We start from the raw sequence: 16,842 nt of genomic DNA on the forward strand, positions 1-16,842 counted from the left end.
ATCAAGCAGCGCCATCACGTCACTATCGGAATTATTGGGCGCCGCCTACCTCCCATCGTGTGTGTGGCTAAGGTTTCCCAAAGCCCTTACAAACACCGAAGTGAGTGCAGAAACCTACGGAGGCAGGCGACATAAACTAGTTGTAAGAGAAAATATACTCTTTTTTCTCTAAGCTATTTTTTAAATATTCTGGGTCTCTCCAGCTAACAATAAAATCTTCATTAAGCGCTATTCGGCTTTGCGTATCCACATTGAATTGTACTGGATTTTGTTTGCTATCAAAGGTAATTTTTTTAACGTTTTCTATCATATTTTTTCTCACTGCCCCATCAATGTATGGGCAAGCCAGATAATCAAAGTAGAACATAAAGTATTCAGAAGCTATAAACATATCGTCGCTTTTCAACAAGTAATCATCAGCTGCTTTAACCAGATCATCTCGTAGTTGCTCATACCCGGGCTTCTTCTTTATATATAGCATGAATGTTATCCAACGAAAATAGAAATCATTGGTTTCTGAATGCTTCTCCAAGCTACCAAAATACTCTTTCAGTTTATTCTCCGGCAGTTGATATTTTGATGGTAGCATTGTCAAAATAGTCAAGAGGTTTAATGTCTCAAGCCCAATCATGTCATTCGCATGATTAATAACTATATTTATTGCTTGCTTAACATGGTTGAAAATTTTATTGTGAATTATTTCTTTATGGCTTTCCGACCAATCCGAAGTTCTTTCAAGCAGATCGTGAATTAATCGCGCCAATCTATCTGTTGGCCTTATCCGAATATCCATTGCATGAACAAAAAACAGCACATCCAAATCAACTAACAGCCAATTTAAATGAAACTCTTCTTTTGTATCAATTTCTGCTACCTTTGACAAGTACATAAGCATTCGCTTTGTAATTGCACTAAACAGATAGTTTGAAATTGAGCTGTACTCAACTTTATGATTAGCCAAAGCCATTTTGATTTCAGATATTGTCTTATTGGCTTTAGAGCTTGGCTTTGTTAACTGAGCAATGGATTCTAAATCTGTGTCTTTTTCATTATAACGTGAACTGTAGTATTCACCAATAGCATGGCTTAATGCGTGTTTAGCCAAGGATATCTCAGTTGCAAAAGGCCTTGAAGCTATTGTTGTTTTTGCTTCATTCAAATACATCTTATATTCCAATAGACATGATTTCAGGGCTTTTATGAAAACTGTTTTCACTTCTTCAGAGCGAAAGAAAACAAAATAATCATCGACATAGCGCCTAAAGTCATAGTCTTTCGAAATATGACGGTTTTTCTGACTCATTTTCTCGACCAGGTTTAAATCGATTTTCTGTAAAATAATTTCTGCAAAAATCCGACTTACTTCAGGCCCTACGATAATACCGTTAGTCTCACGATAATTTGTGAGTTGCATTAAGCTGTCGAATTCCCCATCAAAACTTCCCTTTGATTTAGCTTTTGCCAATCGCTTATTTTTTACAGCCCAACCAATTGAATGCGTATAGATACTGGGAAAGCACTTGGATACATCAACCTGAAGCATGCTGTGAAACTGCTTTTCCAGTTTGTGATACTCATAAGACTCGAAAAAACGATATAGAAAAGGATACTTTTTGTATTTAAAATAGGAGCTTGAAACAATTCGTTCTTCGTCTGCGCTTTCAACACCATCAGTTAGCTTTGATCCTTCTTGGGTTTTACCATAGAAGTTGGTTGATTTTCTATAAGGGTGTCTTAAAGAGTATTTTGATTTTGTACAGTAATATTCGATTAGATCATCGTATTCATTATAAAAATCACAAACTTTCAACTGAGCTACCGGGTGCATGATTGATATTGCGCGTGACGTATTTTTACCGCCTCGACATACAAGGTAGTCCAAAGGAATATAGACTCCAGTTTTACTTTCAAAATCTAGAGCCGAAATAGCCTTATACGCATTAGCATGCGCTGGCGTACTAAACCGTTGATACATTGTGAAATTAGAGAACCATAAAGGTAGTTCATAGGGAAGAACATCGGTTAGCAACGTTCTTAACTTGTCATTAGTATCGACTTTAATAATGTCAGACATTTTGCCAAACCTGCATTATTTGAGCTGTTTGCTTCTTGCTAAATTTCCCTATATTCCGTTTTCTTGCATTTCCATACATTGATATTTTCTTGATTTTATCTTTCTCTTGTTGGTTGAGTCCAAATCGAGGGTTGGCCAATTGTTGACAGAGAAAAGCATCAAGAGATTTTAAACACTCAAAGCCATCAGTCACATACTGATAGTTATGAGCAATGCCTGCTAACAAATCTCCGTTCTTACCCTTGCGTACTATTTTCAGCATACAAAGATATTCAAGCCTTCTTTTTAGAAGGGATATATTGTTTTTCTTTTTATGATCACAAAAACTGATTGCTATTCGAGATTTAATTTTATTTAACTTCGACCGAGAGATTTTCAAAGTTACTTTGTTTGGCTTATTATTTTCAGGTGCCACCTTGATCGCATAGCCTAAGTAATCAAACTCTGCTGAGTTTGAAGGCTTGCTATAGTACTTGCCGGGATTTATATTGAGACTGATCCCCATTTCATTCATGAGGCCTTCAACATAAGTTTGTACGCCACTTTCCTTACCTGCTGGCGTTAGAATAATAACATCATCAACATATCTTGCGCTATATATCACATCAGGGTATGATGCCACCTTATTATCTAACGATTCTAAATAAAGCTCTGCAAGTGTTGGACTTATTGACAACCCTCTCGGCAAACCATGCATATCATGATTACTCGAAAGATCACTATAAATTCCGTTAAGTAACTTGATACATTCAGGGGCGAGAATCATATCATCTTCGAACCTATTGATGAGATATTCAAATCTTATGGATTCATAGCAATCTTTGACATCTAGTCGAAGGACGTGATAGTTGCCAGCGTCTTTTAGTAGCGTTATTAGCTGTCTGACTATTCGATTACGATCTGACTGCCTAACTTTATAAATTCGTCGAACAAACCGATCGAGCAGCTTGATTGCAAAATAATCTTCCATATTCGCCGCGATAAAAACTGGCTTGCTCTTTACTGTCCTTGTCTCTAGTGATGATAAGGCATTGTTATATGACTTCCAGTACTGAACTGTGTGATCTACGGCTGTTTCGACATCACCATAAACAGACAATAAATCCCATTGCCAAACGTCTGATGATGTAAGTGCTTTAGAAAGTTGTTCTCTATCAAAAACCTGTTTCAGCATTGGTTCAGTCTATCACTTAGAGTTGGCACCAAGGGTAATATCCGCCTAAAATCCTTATAGTTTTACTTGATTACCCATAAGCTGCAATAGCAACCAAGGAACAAATAGGGTCTAGATAAGTTGCACCTATCATTTTCGACCAAAAGGGCTGGACGCCAGCCGTTTTCCAGTAAGTTAATCAGCTCGGTTAGCTACGCACCGTATTCCGGCAAAGCCAGAGCGCCAGCGCATCAAAATGAAAAGCACCTTTTTCATATAAACCAGCGATGAACGCGTAAGTTTCCTCGGCGCTCGCGGTGAATGTCACACCGTTAACAGCCAGGAAGGTATACATTACCGCAAAAGCAGTTCGCTTGTTGCCGTCCAAAAAGGGATGGTTTTGAGCCAGGCTCTCCCAAAGCGCGGCCGCCTCTTCAATCAGGTCGGCGTGATCCGGTTTGGGGGCGATATAAAGCGGCTTCCAGCAGTCCGGCATCACGAATACCGGCGGTGCCGCCATAGCGCTCGATTTGGTCTTCATGAATAGCGAGAACTTCCGATAACGTCAGGTAATCGGTCATTGCGCGAGCTTCTGATAAAGGTCGCTGTATTTCGCATGGCTTTCCAGGTAAGCCGCCATGACATCTGGACGGGGACGCGCCTGCTTTCGTTTTTCCAGCAGATCAGCCAATGCTTCATCCACAAGCGCTTGAAGCTGCCGCCCCTCTTGTTCTGCCAAGGCGCGTACCGCTGCCAGAATTTCTCTATTGACTTGTGTGGCAAATTTTTCACGGACTTGAGACATGACGCCTTCCCTTATGGTTTTCCAGCCGCCAACCTATCATGATAAATCATGAAACATCAAGACAAATACATGGGATAACTTCCGGGAGATTTTCCTGGCGATATCCTTATTAATCAACGGCACCTAAGCTGCTTGTTGATTTTGTTCGTGCAGCAGTTCAAGCAGAAATTCCGGCGCTAGATCTGGCTCGTTGGCCCAGGCAACGGTTTTCATGACGGGGTGTTGATAGGCGGTTGCAAATAGCGCCTTATCTTTCAATGGCTCAAACATTTCGCCCCACAGTTCTTGTCCCAGATCGCAAATAGGGTCAGGTCTAGATAAGTTGCATCTATCATTTTCGACCAAAAGGGATAGACGCCAGCCGTTTTCCAGTAAGCTAATCAAGTTCGGTTATCTACGGAAGCAAGGGGTCTTGTTATTTGCTGCATGACATAGAAGAAACATTGTCATCCTTTCTCGACGCCATTTAATCCCAATGCAAGTATTGCCGTATCGCGTGTCAGCAGCGTCAACCCTTCATTCTGCGCTTGTGCGATGAGCAGCCGATCAAAGGGATCGGCATGTACGCAAGTCAGGTAGCGCACGGCTTCTATGTGGCGCGGCAGGACTGGCAGCAGGATAAAGCCCTGTGCTTCAAGTTGTTCGGTTATATCGCCTTGGGGCAAGGGTAGTTTGCCTTTGGTATTTTTCAGCACCATCTCCCATATGCTGAGGGTGCTCACGACGATTTCAGCCTTAGTGATGGTATTTTGTGTGGATGTTCCGAGACAAACATCTGCTGTCATCCACCAGTAGATCAGATGTGTATCAAGAAGGTATCGCGTCATGGGTATTCACTGCCGGTGATCTCGGCGGCAATGGCTGCATTGGTAGCAGGCGAATCCCAATCGGGATCAGCTTTGGGTAACGCCGACCACGCACCAGGCTTGCGTCTGACATCCTGCTTCTCAACTTTTACCAGCCTGACAACCGGAATCCCGTTGTTGGCAATTACCACGTCCTCGCCAGCCAGTGCTGCTTGTACCAGTTGCGATAGCTGGCTTTGAGCATCGAGTATATTGCATTGCATGGGTTGCTCCTGAAAAAACAAGGGGTCAAAAAAAACAAGGGGTCATGTCTAGATAAGTTGCATCTATCTTTTTCGACCGACCTAAAGGGTCAGACTCCTTTGATTCGCTGATAGTGTCGCAAACAAACGTCGCATCTTCAGTTCAATGCCTTTATCATAACCCATCACGCTCCGTTATTCGTCAGCAGCCACAACCCTCATTATCCATTAGCGCGCTTCGCTCTCCACGATAACTTCCGGTAGATTATTTCTTGCGACATCCTTATTAATCAACGGCTCCTAAACCGCTTGTTGATTTTGTTCATGCAGCAGCTCAAGCAACAATTCCGGCGCCGGATCTGCCTCGTTGGCCCAGGCGACGGTTTTCATGACAGGATGTTGATAGGCGGTTGCAAATAGCGCCTTATCTTTCAGTGGTTCAAACATTTCGCCCACAGTTCTTGTCCCAGATCGATTTGACCGGATTCGCCATTGTTGAAGACGAGCCAAAGCTGATATTCGCCAGGATATTTGACTTCAGTAGTATGCAGAATCATGTCGGCTACTCCAGGGGCTCAATTGTATTCAAGGGTTTGCACTGTTGCGCCAATGCCCAATCTTCAAACAACTCATCGTGATGAATCACCAGCCATTCAAACACAAGAGATAAGGCTCGCTTCGGCAGGCTACCGTTCAAGACTTTTCCATTAAGACTTACCAGGGCTCCATGATCGCCATAACAGGCGTGAATATGCGGCGGGTTATGGTCGCGCCAGTTCATATAAATGATGATGCCAAAAAATGCGCCAATTCCGGCATTACTCCGACTGCGCTTGCCGTAGAAGTCGGCATTGCAGCGGCAACGGCAGCAATTCGCGCAACCGTTTGCTGATGGCCTGTTCGTGGCGTTGCCAGACGATGCCGAGATAAATAATCGCCAGACCGATGAGGGTGAGGGCGAATGGAAACATCAGGCTGTCCTTGAAAACATCGTAAGCCAGATGACCGAAATAGCCCGTAGCGCCCAGCCCGCCGAAAACCGCGAAAACACGGCGGGATATCATCGCGCCGACGCCTATCATCAGCAGATTGATGCATAGGTAAATGAATTTGTTGCGTTCGCTGTCCGAATCCATCAGCGATAAACCGCCCCAGAACGCAATGACGCCAAACAGGTAAAGCCAGAACGCATAGTCCTTGCCGCTACGGTTGCGAATATCCACCCAGAAAGAAAGCAGCAGCATGCCCAACCCAAACCACAGAGAAACCCATTGCCGCAGCTTCCAGTCCGGGTCATCTTCGCCGAACAGCAGCGGCGTGAAATCCATGCTCATGTACCAGAGCGTGACCGCAATCGGCATCATCAGAAACGGTAAACGGTAACGCCATAGCATCAGGATTCCGCTGGCGAGCGTTGCCAGCTCCATGAAGACCCAGCGCCAGTCGATATGGGTGTTGTATTCGCGGAAAACCCGCCCGTCCGCCCACCAGCCCAGCGCATGCTGAAGACCATAAACCGCGAGCGGCGTCAGTACGACCACAAAAGTCGCGGTAATACCGGCGGGGATCGGCAGGCGTTTGCGTTTCAGAAAGAATTCGGTGAGTGCGAGTCCGGCTGCGGCATAGGCCAATGCAATCGACAACAAGCCCCAGCCGCCGAAACTTTCCCAGCCCAGCGTCATGAACAGACTCATCGCGCCGATGGCGATCAGGCCGCCGAGGTAGTAAAGCACATGCGTGAAGTTAAATCCCGGCGTATCCTGTGCGCGCGCTTGCAGAAACTCCCAAAGCCGTTCTGCCTGCTGCGTGCTGATGAGTCCGCGTTCCGCCGCCTGTTTGAGATCGCTACGAAACAATTCCATGATACCCCCCGAAATAGTAACTATTGGTTTTTATGGCTACGACCCTGAATGCAAAATTGATGTTTTAGCCTGGCCGGAAACGAACGGCAATACGCGGCCCGAACAGGTTGATACACAGTCCGCCTATCACCAGCACGGCGGCGATGAGCTTCCAGGACTGCAGCGGTTCGTCCAGCACCAGCGTCGACGCAGTAAATCCGAATACCGGCACCAGCAAAGTGAACGGGGCTACGGTCGATGCGGGATAACGGCTTAACAGCCAGCTCCATGCCGCAAACCCGAGCAGGGTTACCGGGTAGACGATGTATCCGATTGCGCCAACGGTCAGCCAGGAAATATGCGTAAAGACTTCGATGCGCCAGCTATCCGGCTCCATAAGCGAAGACAGCAGCAACAGCGGCGGCCAGGCAATGAGGCTGCTCCAGACCACCAGCGCCAGCATGTCGATTTTGCCGAACTGCTTCGACATCAGGTTGCCGATTCCCCACAGCGCAGCCGCCGCGACGATCAGAATCAAACCGTAGGCCGAAACTTCGCCGCCGATATTGGCGGCAACGAAGCCGATTCCCGAAAATGCAACCAATGCCCCCCCGATCTGCCAAACCGATGGCCGTTCCGCCAGAAACACCACCGCCAGCAAGACGGTAAAGAATACCTGAATCTGCAGTAGCAGCGACGCCAGACCTGCCGTGGTACCGGCATGCATGCCGGAAAACAGTAGCGCGAACTGAAGCGCGAACATGATCAAGCCGAACTTGATAATCATGTAGAAAGGAACCGGGGGGCGCTTGATGAAAAAGATGGCCGGAAACGCGGCCAGGAAAAACCGCAGCGCGCAAAGCAGTATCGGCGGAATTTCTTTAAGCCCCACTTTGATGACAACAAAGTTGATCCCCCAAATGGCGACCACCAGTAGCGCCAACGCCATGTGATGTAGACGCATTATCACTCCTGCGATTTGAAGTTCCGCCGCCGGTAGGCCGCGCTCAATGAACCAGCTTGGCGAAATCCTGGAATAGCCCGTTTTAAACGCGAATGCCGCCGAATGACGCTTGCGGCGCTTCATCAATACACATCAACAGGGCCAAACGCTAATACGGGGTGTTTCTAATTTAATTTCTTATCAGGATATGACCTTATTGATTCCTATTTGTTTCAAAAAAACCTCACCATTGCAGAAATACCTACGTGTCTTCAGTTTAATGAAACCTGCTTTCGTGTGGTTCTTCGTAACTCCTGTGGCGTACGCCCAAAAACGTTTAGACAACTGCGGCACATTTTTTCCGCGGTGCCGAAACCAACATCTTTGGCAATTTTTTCAAGAGACTCTGAAGTCTCTTCAATTTTCGGGCGGGCAACATCCAGTCTTAGGCGTTCAATGGCTTTAGCCGGCGTTACTCCCGTTGCCTTTAAAAAATTACGATTGAATTGGCGCAAGCTCAAGCAGGCAACGTCGGCCAGTTGATTCACGGATAACGGCTCACCCAAATGCTCACGCGCGTAACACATCACATCCCTGATACGTCCGGACGGCGGCGTCATGTCCAACATGGCAGAATACTGGGACTGACCGCCCAGTCTGCGATGGTACACGACCATCTCTCTTGCAATATTTTTAGCCAAATCCGCGCCAAAATCATTCTCTATCAGCGTCAAAGCCAGATCTATACCGGCTGTCATGCCGGCAGATGTCCAAATATTGCCGTCCTTGATAAATATTCGATCCACATCGACCTGAACCATGGGATATTGAGTCTGTAGCAGACCCGCATAGCGCCAGTGCGTCGTCACTCGTTTGCCATTCAGCAATCCGGCTGCCGCCAGAAGAAATGTGCCGGTACAGACACTACCTACTCGATTGGCGGTATGACGAGAATTTTCGGCAAACAATTCTTTAGTGTCCGCGTCCAATTCAACAAGGTGAGCCGTAGGTCCTCCCACCACGAGTATCGTTCCAGCGCTTTCGTAACCTTCGGTCAACTTGCATGATTCGATGCTCAAGCCCGCCCTTGCTGTGATTGGTCCTCCTGTTGCAGATACCACATTGATGCCATAACCCGCGCCAGACAACTCATTTGCCAGGTTGAATGCGGCGCATGGACCGGTTAAGTCTAGCGATTCGAATTCCGGATATACGAAGAAAATAATTTTTCGTTTCATCTTTGCGTTATGCCGCGAACATCATCGTTTCCATGAGCCGTAGAAACGATGACGCCGCTTTTATATGTCGTTATGCGGATACCCGCTGTTGATAGGCCGATATGGCTCCCAGACTGTAATCCTGGATAATATCAGCTATCAAACCTTCATAGAGACCGGCAATATCTTTGCCTACATTCTGAACCGTTCCTGGACCAAGCGGCGGATGCGGATCGTATTCGATGACCAGATTGGCCAATTGGGCGGATTTACGGCCCAAAGCGATATCTGCAACCATCAATGCGGCCTCAAAACTGCCAATGCTCGGCCTGGCCGTATACAAATTACCGTCGACCGCGACGCCACCTGTGGTCACCACTTCGGCGGCGCCCAGTTTTGTCAAAAGCGGGAGCGAATTGAGGCTAGTCGTTACCCGCTTGCCTTTCAATAGTCCGGCTGCGCCAAGTAAAACCACACCGTTACAAACGCCAATCACGTATTTGGCTTTGCGGCCTTTTTCCGCCACAAAAGCAATTACCTCGGGGTCATTTACCGTTTCAGGCGCCAACATCGGGACAGCGAATACGTCCAACTCATCCGGGCAATCGGCAAACGTTGTCGTTGGCTTGGTCCACCAAGCCGGGAACCCTTCCACCAAATCCAGCGACTTCCATATCAGATGGATTTCAACTCCAGGACAAAAGCCAAAGACCGCATGAACACCCACCATATCCATCGGCAGAAATCCAGGACCAACAAGAATGCCGACTCGGAACAGCGGCGTTCCCGGTGGAGAGATACCCTGCGCAAAACTTTCATAAGATTGCAGTTTATTAGAAGTGGTATTTTGAACCATGATTTATATCCTCCGAATTTTAGGAATATGGGTGAAATTTACCCATCCACATGGTTACAAATTACATTCCTTCCTAAAGGACATTAAAGCCGCAAATCAGGACATGTTAAGATGAGCAGGCATCTCCGGAACACCGCATCGGGATTGCCGCTTCAAAACCATCTCCTGTGCGCCAGCCGCCATAATTGCAGCAATGCGCTGTTTATGACCACGTAAATACGATGCAAAACCCGCTCAGTTCTCGGCGCCATGGCATTTACCTGTCTACTGGCAGGACGGTATTACGAATCACTACCATCCGTTGCCTGTTGACGGCAGGAGTGCATTCCGCTTGAAGCCGGCCAAGATTGCTCAGACAGGGTGCGCTTTCTTCAACAGTGTTATTGTGGCTTTGCAAGTCAGCGCTCCCGTGCCTGCTCTCGCACCCTGGGAAAACGGCGCAGCCCAAGCCTGCCAGTATCGTTATTAATTTCGCCATGAGCAAGCTCCGTCCATAAGACTGGCGATAGATTATCGATTGCAACCGGCACACTACATGTACAATTTATAATTCAATTATAAAAACTGTACAGGTCAAAACACCATGCCAGTTACGCCGCATATACTCACGCTGAACCCGCTCGATCCGGTCCCGCTGGTGGAACAAATCGTTTCCGGCATCAAGCGCCTTATCGAAGAGCGCGTATTGCGCGTTGGGACGCGGTTACCCTCCATACGTAATTTCGCCGTTCTCCACAGTGTCAGCCGTTTCACCGTGGTGGATGCTTATGACCGGCTGGTGGCTTTGGGTTATCTGGCTTCGCGCCGTGGCTCCGGTTTTTATGTCGCGACCAGGCAGCAGATTGAAATACCGGCTTCAGGCGCTTGCCGGCTGGAACAGGCCGACGATGTGCTATGGCTGCTGCACAACACGTTTCAGCAGATGCCGGGGGCGGTGAGGCCGGGTTGCGGCTGGTTGCCTGGCGACTGGCTGGACGGCGGCGTTATTCAGAAAAGCCTGCATGAACTGTCCCGGAAATCCGGCGAGTATCTGACCGGTTATGGAGACGTCAGCGGCTATCTGCCGCTACGCCAGCAGCTGCTGCAAAAACGCCTTTCCGATATCGGCATCGGCGCGGAACCGGGCCAGATCATCATGACCAACGGCGCAACACACGGCCTCGATCTGACAGCGCGCTTGCTGCTCCGTCCGGGCGACGCGGTTTTGGTGGACGACCCCGGCTATTACACGCTGTTCGGGTATCTGAAAAGCCGGGGCGCGACCTTGCACGGCATAGCGCGCAATGTCGACGGCCCCGATGTAGGGCAGATGGAGCAATTAATCCGGGAATTTCATCCCAAGCTGTTTTTCACCAACACCGTGCTGCATAACCCTACCGGCACCAGCACCAGCCTCGCGGTGGCGCATCAAATCCTGCAACTGGCGGAAAAACACGGGATGTACCTGGTGGAGGACGATGTTTACGGCGATTTCAATCCCAGCCTGGCTCCGCGACTGGCAACGCTGGATCAGCTCAAACGCGTGATTTATGTCAGCAGTTTTTCCAAGACCATTTCCGCCGGCCTGCGCGTCGGGTTCGTCGCCTGCGGCAAGGAACTTGCGGCCAGACTGCTGGATCTGAAGCTTCTGTCCGGTCTCACCAGTTCGGAAATCAACCAGCGCGTCATGCACCAGATTTTGCTGGAAGGCCGTTACCGCAAACACATCGAGCGGGTACGCTCGCGTCTGCAGGAAAAGCGCGGACAGGTTATTGTGAAATTGGAACAGTGCGGTTTGCAGTTGCACGCGGAACCCGGTGGCGGCATGTTTGTCTGGGCGCGCTTACCGGAAGGGCGCAACGCCGCCGAAATCGCCAGTCTGGCCGCGCGCGCAAACATCATGCTGGCGCCGGGCAACCTGTTCCGGCCTTACCAGGAACCCTCGCCCTGGCTGCGTTTTAACGTGGCGCATTGCGAAGACGAGCGCATTTTCGATTTTCTGGCACCGCATGTAGGCAAATAACGCAAAAGTCGCAGTGCCTGCGGGACCAATCAAACGGCGCGATATTCGCAATAGATTGCGCCATTCAAGCTGTTTACGCTAAGGAAACGCTGATTAAGTCCTTCGACCGGCTCAGGACGAACGGCAGCTTATTGTTTTCATTCATGGGCGTAGCGCCGCGAATACGGCTGGAGTGCTTGTCGAACCATGAACGAAAACGCTTTATTCAGCGTTTCCCCAGGGAGCCTTACCGCACTCATCCTAACCCTAAAACGGGTCTCCTTATCCTTCAAAAATGCCGCTGTTATTCCAATTGACGGCAGCGCTCATTTCCGCCTCTTCAACATCAGGCAGGTTTTCATAAACCTGTTCTACCGTCGTATTTTGCGTCAATGCGGCAATCACTATCGGCAGCGGATCGGCCCATATTCCGGAAATATCCCTTTCCATAACGGGCAAAACCGGGAAAGCCAGTTTTTCAACGGGCGGGATAAACTCGGCAGCCACCCCCGGTTTATTGCCGCGCGCATCGCTCCGATACCAGCCGTATTGCTCAAGGTACACTGCGTTCAGGCCATGCAGGCAATAAGGCGGTCCCTCCGCGGCTACCGCCAGCCGCTGGTAGCACAGCCCCGCAGGAATACCATTGGCTCTCAACAGAGCGGCCAGCAAATGGCTTTTTGCATAGCAATAGCCTGTGCCATGCAGCAAAACCTCCGAAGCCTTACAGGTAACCGGATTCATCCGGTAGTCCCAACTGTGCTTGATGCAATCGCGGACAAATTCAAAACAGCGTCTGGCTACCGCCTCATCGCCCGACACGCCATCGGCCAATTCTGCCGCCTTCGCCATCAGCAACGGATGGCGCCAGTCGATGTACTCGCTGTCCGCCAGGTAAGCCCTCATTGCAGTTCCTTCAATATCTGCCGCAGCAAGCCCAGTCCTTCGTCCACCTCCGCCGAAACGCTATTCAGCGCGGGCATAAAGCGTAGACAATGTGGCCGGGGGGCGTTCAGCAGCAATCCCTTTTCTCTGGCTGCGGTGACTATTTCCGGTCCGGCGTTACTGCCAAGCTCCAGTGCGAGCAAAGCGCCTTTCCTGCGCACTTCGCCCAGATCAAATTCCTTCGATATCGCGGACAGTCCTTCGGCCAGTTGCGTACCAACTTTACGGCTTGCTTCCAGGAATCCATCGGATAACAAAGTTCGCATCACCGCCACGCCGGCAGAAACGGCCAGCGGATTCCCGCCAAACGTTCCGCCCTGGTCTCCGTAATCGAAGCAGGAGCATGACCGCCTGGCCAGCAACGCCGAGATTGGCACGCCGCCGCCCAATCCCTTACCCAGCGTCATGATGTCCGGTTCGACGCCGTATTGTTCATGGGCGAACAGCGTACCGGTACGACCGCACCCCGTTTGTACTTCATCGACAATCAGCAACAGCTCGTTGTCGTCGCAAAGCTGCCTCAATGCTTTAAGGAATTCTGCATTGACCGGTATGACGCCCGCCTCGCCCTGTATAGGTTCCAGCATGACGGCCACAGTCTGCGAATTGACGAGCGCTGTGACCGAGTTGATGTCATTCAGCGTTGCTTTCGGAAAACCGTTGACCTGCGGAGCAAAGATTGTGTCCCATCCGACTTTTCCGCTCGCCGACATGGTCGCCAGCGTGCGCCCGTGAAAACTGTTGGCGAAGGTGATGATCTCGAAAGCACCGCTTTTGTATTTCTGCCCCCACTTTCTTGCCAGCTTGATTGCGCCCTCATTGGCTTCTGCGCCGGAGCTGCCAAAAAACACCTGATCGAAGCAGCTGTTCGAAATCAAAAGCCCGGCGAGTTCAAGCGCAGGCGCGTTGTAAAAAGCCGGCCCAACGTTAAGCAACCGTGAAGCCTGGGTACTCAGCGCCTGCACAATCACCTCGGGAGCATGACCCAGACAGTTCACCGCCCATCCCTGCACCCAGTCCAGATAGCGGCGATTGTTTTGATCAAACAAATAGGCCCCTTCTCCTCGTATGAACACGATGTCCGGGCGTGGCGTAGTCGCCATCAAACAATCCTTGGTATGCGCAAGTTCTGTACTCATCGGCTCTCTCTATTTTTTCAGCGAAAAAAAAAGGCCACGGGGGTTAGCCGTGGCCTTGTTGGGAAACTTTCTAAATCAGTCCGGCGGATTCGCCAGTCTTCCGATTGAAATATCGCAAACGCAGCACGGCATGCCCGAGTCGTGTCGGGCATCGGCGCTACGTCGCATATTTCTGGAAAAAGTATTCATGTGCTGGATGATGATTGCGATGGCCTGTTTTGTCAAGCGGTCGTGGAGCGGGCGAGGAGGGCCGGCGTTCGCTTCGCGATTTGCACGGTAACGTCAACGGCGACATCGCGCCTGCCATTTTGTCTTAACATGCGATAGTTAAACAGTGGGTACTTCATTGATGGCGTCCACTATTGACAACCCAGATCACCCATGCCTATGCTCGATCCCACTTACAAAGTCGTCCATACAAATTCAGGGCGACCATACAAAACACGGATTTTCCATGCGTAATTTACTGACTGTCCTGACGATGCTGCTAGTCTCCTGTACAGGTATTCCGCAAGGTATAACACCAGTCCAGGACTTCGAACTGAATCGCTATCTGGGAACCTGGTATGAGATTGCTCGTCTGGATCATAGTTTCGAACGCGGCTTGACCGATATTCGCGCCGGATATAGTTTACGCGATGATGGTGGCGTTAAAGTGCTTAATAGTGGTTACAATCCGACGAAAAAAAGCAGGGATACAGCAGAAGGCAAAGCCTACTTTGTCGGCAAAAGCGATCTTGGCCGTTTACAGGTTTCATTTTTCGGTCCATTTTATGGTGCCTACAACATCATCGCACTGGATAAACAAGACTATCGCTGGGCAATGATTTGTGGTCCTAACCGAGATTATCTATGGATATTGTCGCGTACACCTATCCTGGATGAATCAATCTTACAAACCTTGATCAGTGAGGCCAAAGCGCTGGGGTTCAGCACTGAGCAATTGATTTTGGACAGCCATTCCTGATACTTAATGTCGAACAAGCACTCTCGGAACAATCTCCGGAAGCCAAGAGCATAGGGCTTGCTTTTGCCATCATTATGTAAGAGAGCTTTGAAAAAGCTTCCGGCGGCGCTACACCTATTCACCAGTCGGTTGAGTTATGCTCATCCACCGCCAAACAGAGCGCCGCATAGATGTTTGCTGCCGCACATACTTCGGAAAACGCAACTTGTTCGTCGGGCGTATGCGCAGCTTCCAGCGCGCCGGGGCCGAGTATGATCGGTTTGGCGCCGGCAGCGAAAAACAGATTGCCGTCCGAATGCGAGCGAAAACCGTCCAGACGCAGCTGCAGCCCCAGCGATTCATAAATAGCCGGCAAACTGCGCGCCAAATCGTTTTCGACGCCAAGACTGTATCCCGGCGCTGCAAAATCGAATTCGACCTGCAAGTCCAGGCCGGGAATGGCGCTATCGGCTGTAGACGCAATGCGCATCATTGCTTCCTGAAGCTGGGCGGGGTCTTTTTCCGGCTGCAGATGCAAGTCTATCCAGGTCTCGCAACGATCGGGCACCACAAACCCGGCGCGCGACGAACTCATCTCCCTGATAGAGTAGACGATCTCCGATTTTTCGTTTTCCAATAGCGGATTGTTCCAGATGTGCAGCAAGACGCGCAGCATCGATTCGACCGCATTGTGTCCGAATTCGGGCAGTGAGGAATGGCTGCGGCGTCCGGTCGTCACCAGATGCGCTTCGAGATAGCCGAAATGCGCAAAACAAGCCGTCAAACCGGTCGGTTCGCCGATCACGGCCCATGACGGCGGACCGTAGGCCTCCAGAAACGCAACGCTGCCGTCGCCGTTCTCTTCTTCTCCCACGACCAGCAACAACCCTATCGACGGACGCTCCGCCGGCGGCAGCGCCTCGGCTATGGCCAACCAGGCTTCGAGCATGGCGGCACAGCCGCCTTTCATGTCGGCGCTGCCGAGACCGTGCACGATATCGCCATCCTCTCTCGGCTCGTACCGATCCAGATCCCAGGCGCGGACGGTATCGACATGTCCGATCAGGTAGAGACGCGGGGTATCGCTACCCATGGTCGCATGCAGGTTATAGCGGTCTTCTTCGACCGGCTGACGTTCCACGCTGAACCCGGCCTCGATCAGGCGCGCCTCCAGATACAGTTGAATATCTTCTTCCTTCCCTGACGGCGAATAGATGGCCAGCATTTCGAGGAACGTCTTTCTCAGCCGCTCGGCGTCTATGGCCTGCCGAACTTTTTCGAAGCGCTGGTTCATGTTTTTTTCCTTGCAGTCGTTTTCTTTTTTCTGCGCGTAAGATTCAGCGTCATATACACATGCTCGCGGATATTGCCGAATCCCTGCTTATGAAAAAAGCGGATGGCGGCCTTGTTGTCAGCCGAGGTATCGATCATGATGATGCGCACGCCCTGCTCACGCATGCGGCGCTTGATTTCCTTGAACAGTTCGCTGCCTACTCCGCTTTGCTGTATATCTCTGCGCACGCCCATCCACACCAGGTATCCGTATTTCCACGATGAATGATGCTTCTCCACCGTGGTTCCCATCGCAAAGCCAAGCGTTGTTCCGCCGGCTTCCGCCACCAGACACAGTTCGGTATCGGAATTGTACAGCGTCGTCACCTCGTATTCGTCCCAGGTGCGGTACAGACTTTGGGAATAGTCGGCAGTGAAAATCTGTTCGCCGATATGAAAAACCATGGGGAAATCGTCTATCGTCATTTCCCGAATGCGGATGGTTTTCTCATCCTTTTTGATTTCCGGCGGGTTAAGATCGGGACTTTTTGCTTTAATGATATCTTCTTGCATATGCCTAGATAATAGGTCGGTGCGATAGCCTGCGTAAGTTTACCACTAT

19 protein-coding genes are annotated in these 16,842 nt (G+C 49.8%); 2 read left to right on the top strand and 17 right to left on the bottom strand.

The genetic code is table 11. The features are described from left to right. Window positions 1–136: 136 nt before the first annotated feature. From drt3b to F6R98_RS18190, 13 genes are all read right to left on the bottom strand, one after another. Window positions 137–2,074, bottom strand: a complete 1,938-nt coding sequence (drt3b, locus tag F6R98_RS18130) for an antiviral reverse transcriptase Drt3b (RefSeq protein WP_153250267.1) — start codon at window positions 2,072–2,074, stop codon at window positions 137–139. Continuing rightward, on the bottom strand, window positions 2,067–3,248 hold the full coding sequence (gene drt3a, locus F6R98_RS18135) for an antiviral reverse transcriptase Drt3a (RefSeq protein WP_153250268.1): 1,182 nt from the start codon (window positions 3,246–3,248) through the stop codon (window positions 2,067–2,069). The genes drt3b and drt3a overlap by 8 nt, the downstream gene beginning before the upstream one ends. A 187-nt stretch (window positions 3,249–3,435) precedes the next feature. Beyond that, window positions 3,436–3,747 carry a type II toxin-antitoxin system death-on-curing family toxin gene (locus F6R98_RS18140; protein WP_228124952.1) on the bottom strand — a complete coding sequence of 104 codons (312 nt, stop codon included), beginning with the start codon at window positions 3,745–3,747 and terminating at the stop codon, window positions 3,436–3,438. Window positions 3,748–3,804: 57 nt separating this feature from the next. Continuing rightward, window positions 3,805–4,032 (bottom strand): GNAT family protein, encoded by a 228-nt coding sequence (locus F6R98_RS18145; protein WP_153250269.1) that lies wholly within the window; start codon window positions 4,030–4,032, stop codon window positions 3,805–3,807. Between the two features lie 123 nt (window positions 4,033–4,155). Beyond that, complete coding sequence (locus tag F6R98_RS18150; RefSeq protein ID WP_153250270.1) at window positions 4,156–4,416, bottom strand: DUF2442 domain-containing protein; 261 nt, start codon at window positions 4,414–4,416, stop codon at window positions 4,156–4,158. A gap of 62 nt (window positions 4,417–4,478) precedes the next feature. Beyond that, window positions 4,479–4,859, bottom strand: a complete 381-nt coding sequence (locus F6R98_RS18155) for a type II toxin-antitoxin system VapC family toxin (RefSeq protein WP_153250271.1) — start codon at window positions 4,857–4,859, stop codon at window positions 4,479–4,481. Continuing rightward, window positions 4,856–5,101, bottom strand: coding sequence for a type II toxin-antitoxin system Phd/YefM family antitoxin (locus F6R98_RS18160; RefSeq protein ID WP_153250272.1), 246 nt, complete (start codon window positions 5,099–5,101; stop codon window positions 4,856–4,858). Before F6R98_RS18160 ends, F6R98_RS18155 begins: the two co-directional genes overlap by 4 nt. Window positions 5,102–5,380: 279 nt before the next feature. After that, window positions 5,381–5,536 carry a DUF2442 domain-containing protein gene (locus tag F6R98_RS18165; protein WP_194270009.1) on the bottom strand — a complete coding sequence of 52 codons (156 nt, stop codon included), beginning with the start codon at window positions 5,534–5,536 and terminating at the stop codon, window positions 5,381–5,383. Between the two features lie 106 nt (window positions 5,537–5,642). Next, window positions 5,643–6,008 carry a DUF4160 domain-containing protein gene (locus F6R98_RS18170; protein ID WP_407079324.1) on the bottom strand — a complete coding sequence of 122 codons (366 nt, stop codon included), beginning with the start codon at window positions 6,006–6,008 and terminating at the stop codon, window positions 5,643–5,645. Next, the gene (locus tag F6R98_RS18175; RefSeq protein ID WP_153250275.1) at window positions 5,899–6,942 is read right to left on the bottom strand and encodes a DUF2157 domain-containing protein; all 1,044 of its coding nucleotides are present in this window, start codon (window positions 6,940–6,942) and stop codon (window positions 5,899–5,901) included. The genes F6R98_RS18170 and F6R98_RS18175 overlap by 110 nt, the downstream gene beginning before the upstream one ends. 64 nt (window positions 6,943–7,006) lie before the next feature. Next, window positions 7,007–7,885 (bottom strand): EamA family transporter, encoded by an 879-nt coding sequence (locus F6R98_RS18180; RefSeq protein WP_153250276.1) that lies wholly within the window; start codon window positions 7,883–7,885, stop codon window positions 7,007–7,009. 251 nt (window positions 7,886–8,136) lie between these two features. After that, window positions 8,137–9,102, bottom strand: a complete 966-nt coding sequence (locus F6R98_RS18185) for a GlxA family transcriptional regulator (RefSeq protein WP_153250277.1) — start codon at window positions 9,100–9,102, stop codon at window positions 8,137–8,139. 70 nt (window positions 9,103–9,172) lie between these two features. Then, window positions 9,173–9,937, bottom strand: a complete 765-nt coding sequence (locus tag F6R98_RS18190; RefSeq protein ID WP_153250278.1) for a DJ-1/PfpI family protein — start codon at window positions 9,935–9,937, stop codon at window positions 9,173–9,175. Window positions 9,938–10,520: 583 nt separating this feature from the next. Between F6R98_RS18190 and F6R98_RS18195 the strand changes: the two genes are divergently transcribed. Continuing rightward, window positions 10,521–11,939 (top strand): aminotransferase-like domain-containing protein, encoded by a 1,419-nt coding sequence (locus F6R98_RS18195; RefSeq protein ID WP_153250279.1) that lies wholly within the window; start codon window positions 10,521–10,523, stop codon window positions 11,937–11,939. Between the two features lie 261 nt (window positions 11,940–12,200). On the opposite strand, the gene F6R98_RS18200 is transcribed toward F6R98_RS18195, so the two are convergent. Next, entirely contained in the window at window positions 12,201–12,824 is a 624-nt protein-coding gene (locus F6R98_RS18200) for a transglutaminase-like domain-containing protein (protein WP_153250280.1), read from the bottom strand. Further along, on the bottom strand, window positions 12,821–14,002 hold the full coding sequence (locus F6R98_RS18205; protein WP_153250281.1) for an acetylornithine transaminase: 1,182 nt from the start codon (window positions 14,000–14,002) through the stop codon (window positions 12,821–12,823). Before F6R98_RS18205 ends, F6R98_RS18200 begins: the two co-directional genes overlap by 4 nt. Window positions 14,003–14,456: 454 nt before the next feature. On the opposite strand from F6R98_RS18205, the gene F6R98_RS18210 reads away from it, so the two are divergent. Then, the gene (locus F6R98_RS18210; RefSeq protein ID WP_153250282.1) at window positions 14,457–14,969 is read left to right on the top strand and encodes a lipocalin family protein; all 513 of its coding nucleotides are present in this window, start codon (window positions 14,457–14,459) and stop codon (window positions 14,967–14,969) included. A gap of 118 nt (window positions 14,970–15,087) precedes the next feature. Here F6R98_RS18210 and F6R98_RS18215 read toward each other — a convergent pair whose 3' ends face one another. Together F6R98_RS18215 and F6R98_RS18220 are read right to left on the bottom strand one after the other, a co-directional pair. After that, on the bottom strand, window positions 15,088–16,242 hold the full coding sequence (locus F6R98_RS18215; protein WP_153250283.1) for a M20 family metallopeptidase: 1,155 nt from the start codon (window positions 16,240–16,242) through the stop codon (window positions 15,088–15,090). Further along, a complete protein-coding gene (locus tag F6R98_RS18220) occupies window positions 16,239–16,793 on the bottom strand; it encodes a GNAT family N-acetyltransferase (protein ID WP_153250284.1) in 555 nt (184 codons plus the stop codon). Before F6R98_RS18220 ends, F6R98_RS18215 begins: the two co-directional genes overlap by 4 nt. Window positions 16,794–16,842: the final 49 nt, after the last annotated feature.

It is taken from the genome of Candidatus Methylospira mobilis, assembly GCF_009498235.1.
GTDB lineage: Bacteria > Pseudomonadota > Gammaproteobacteria > Methylococcales > Methylococcaceae > Methylospira > Methylospira mobilis.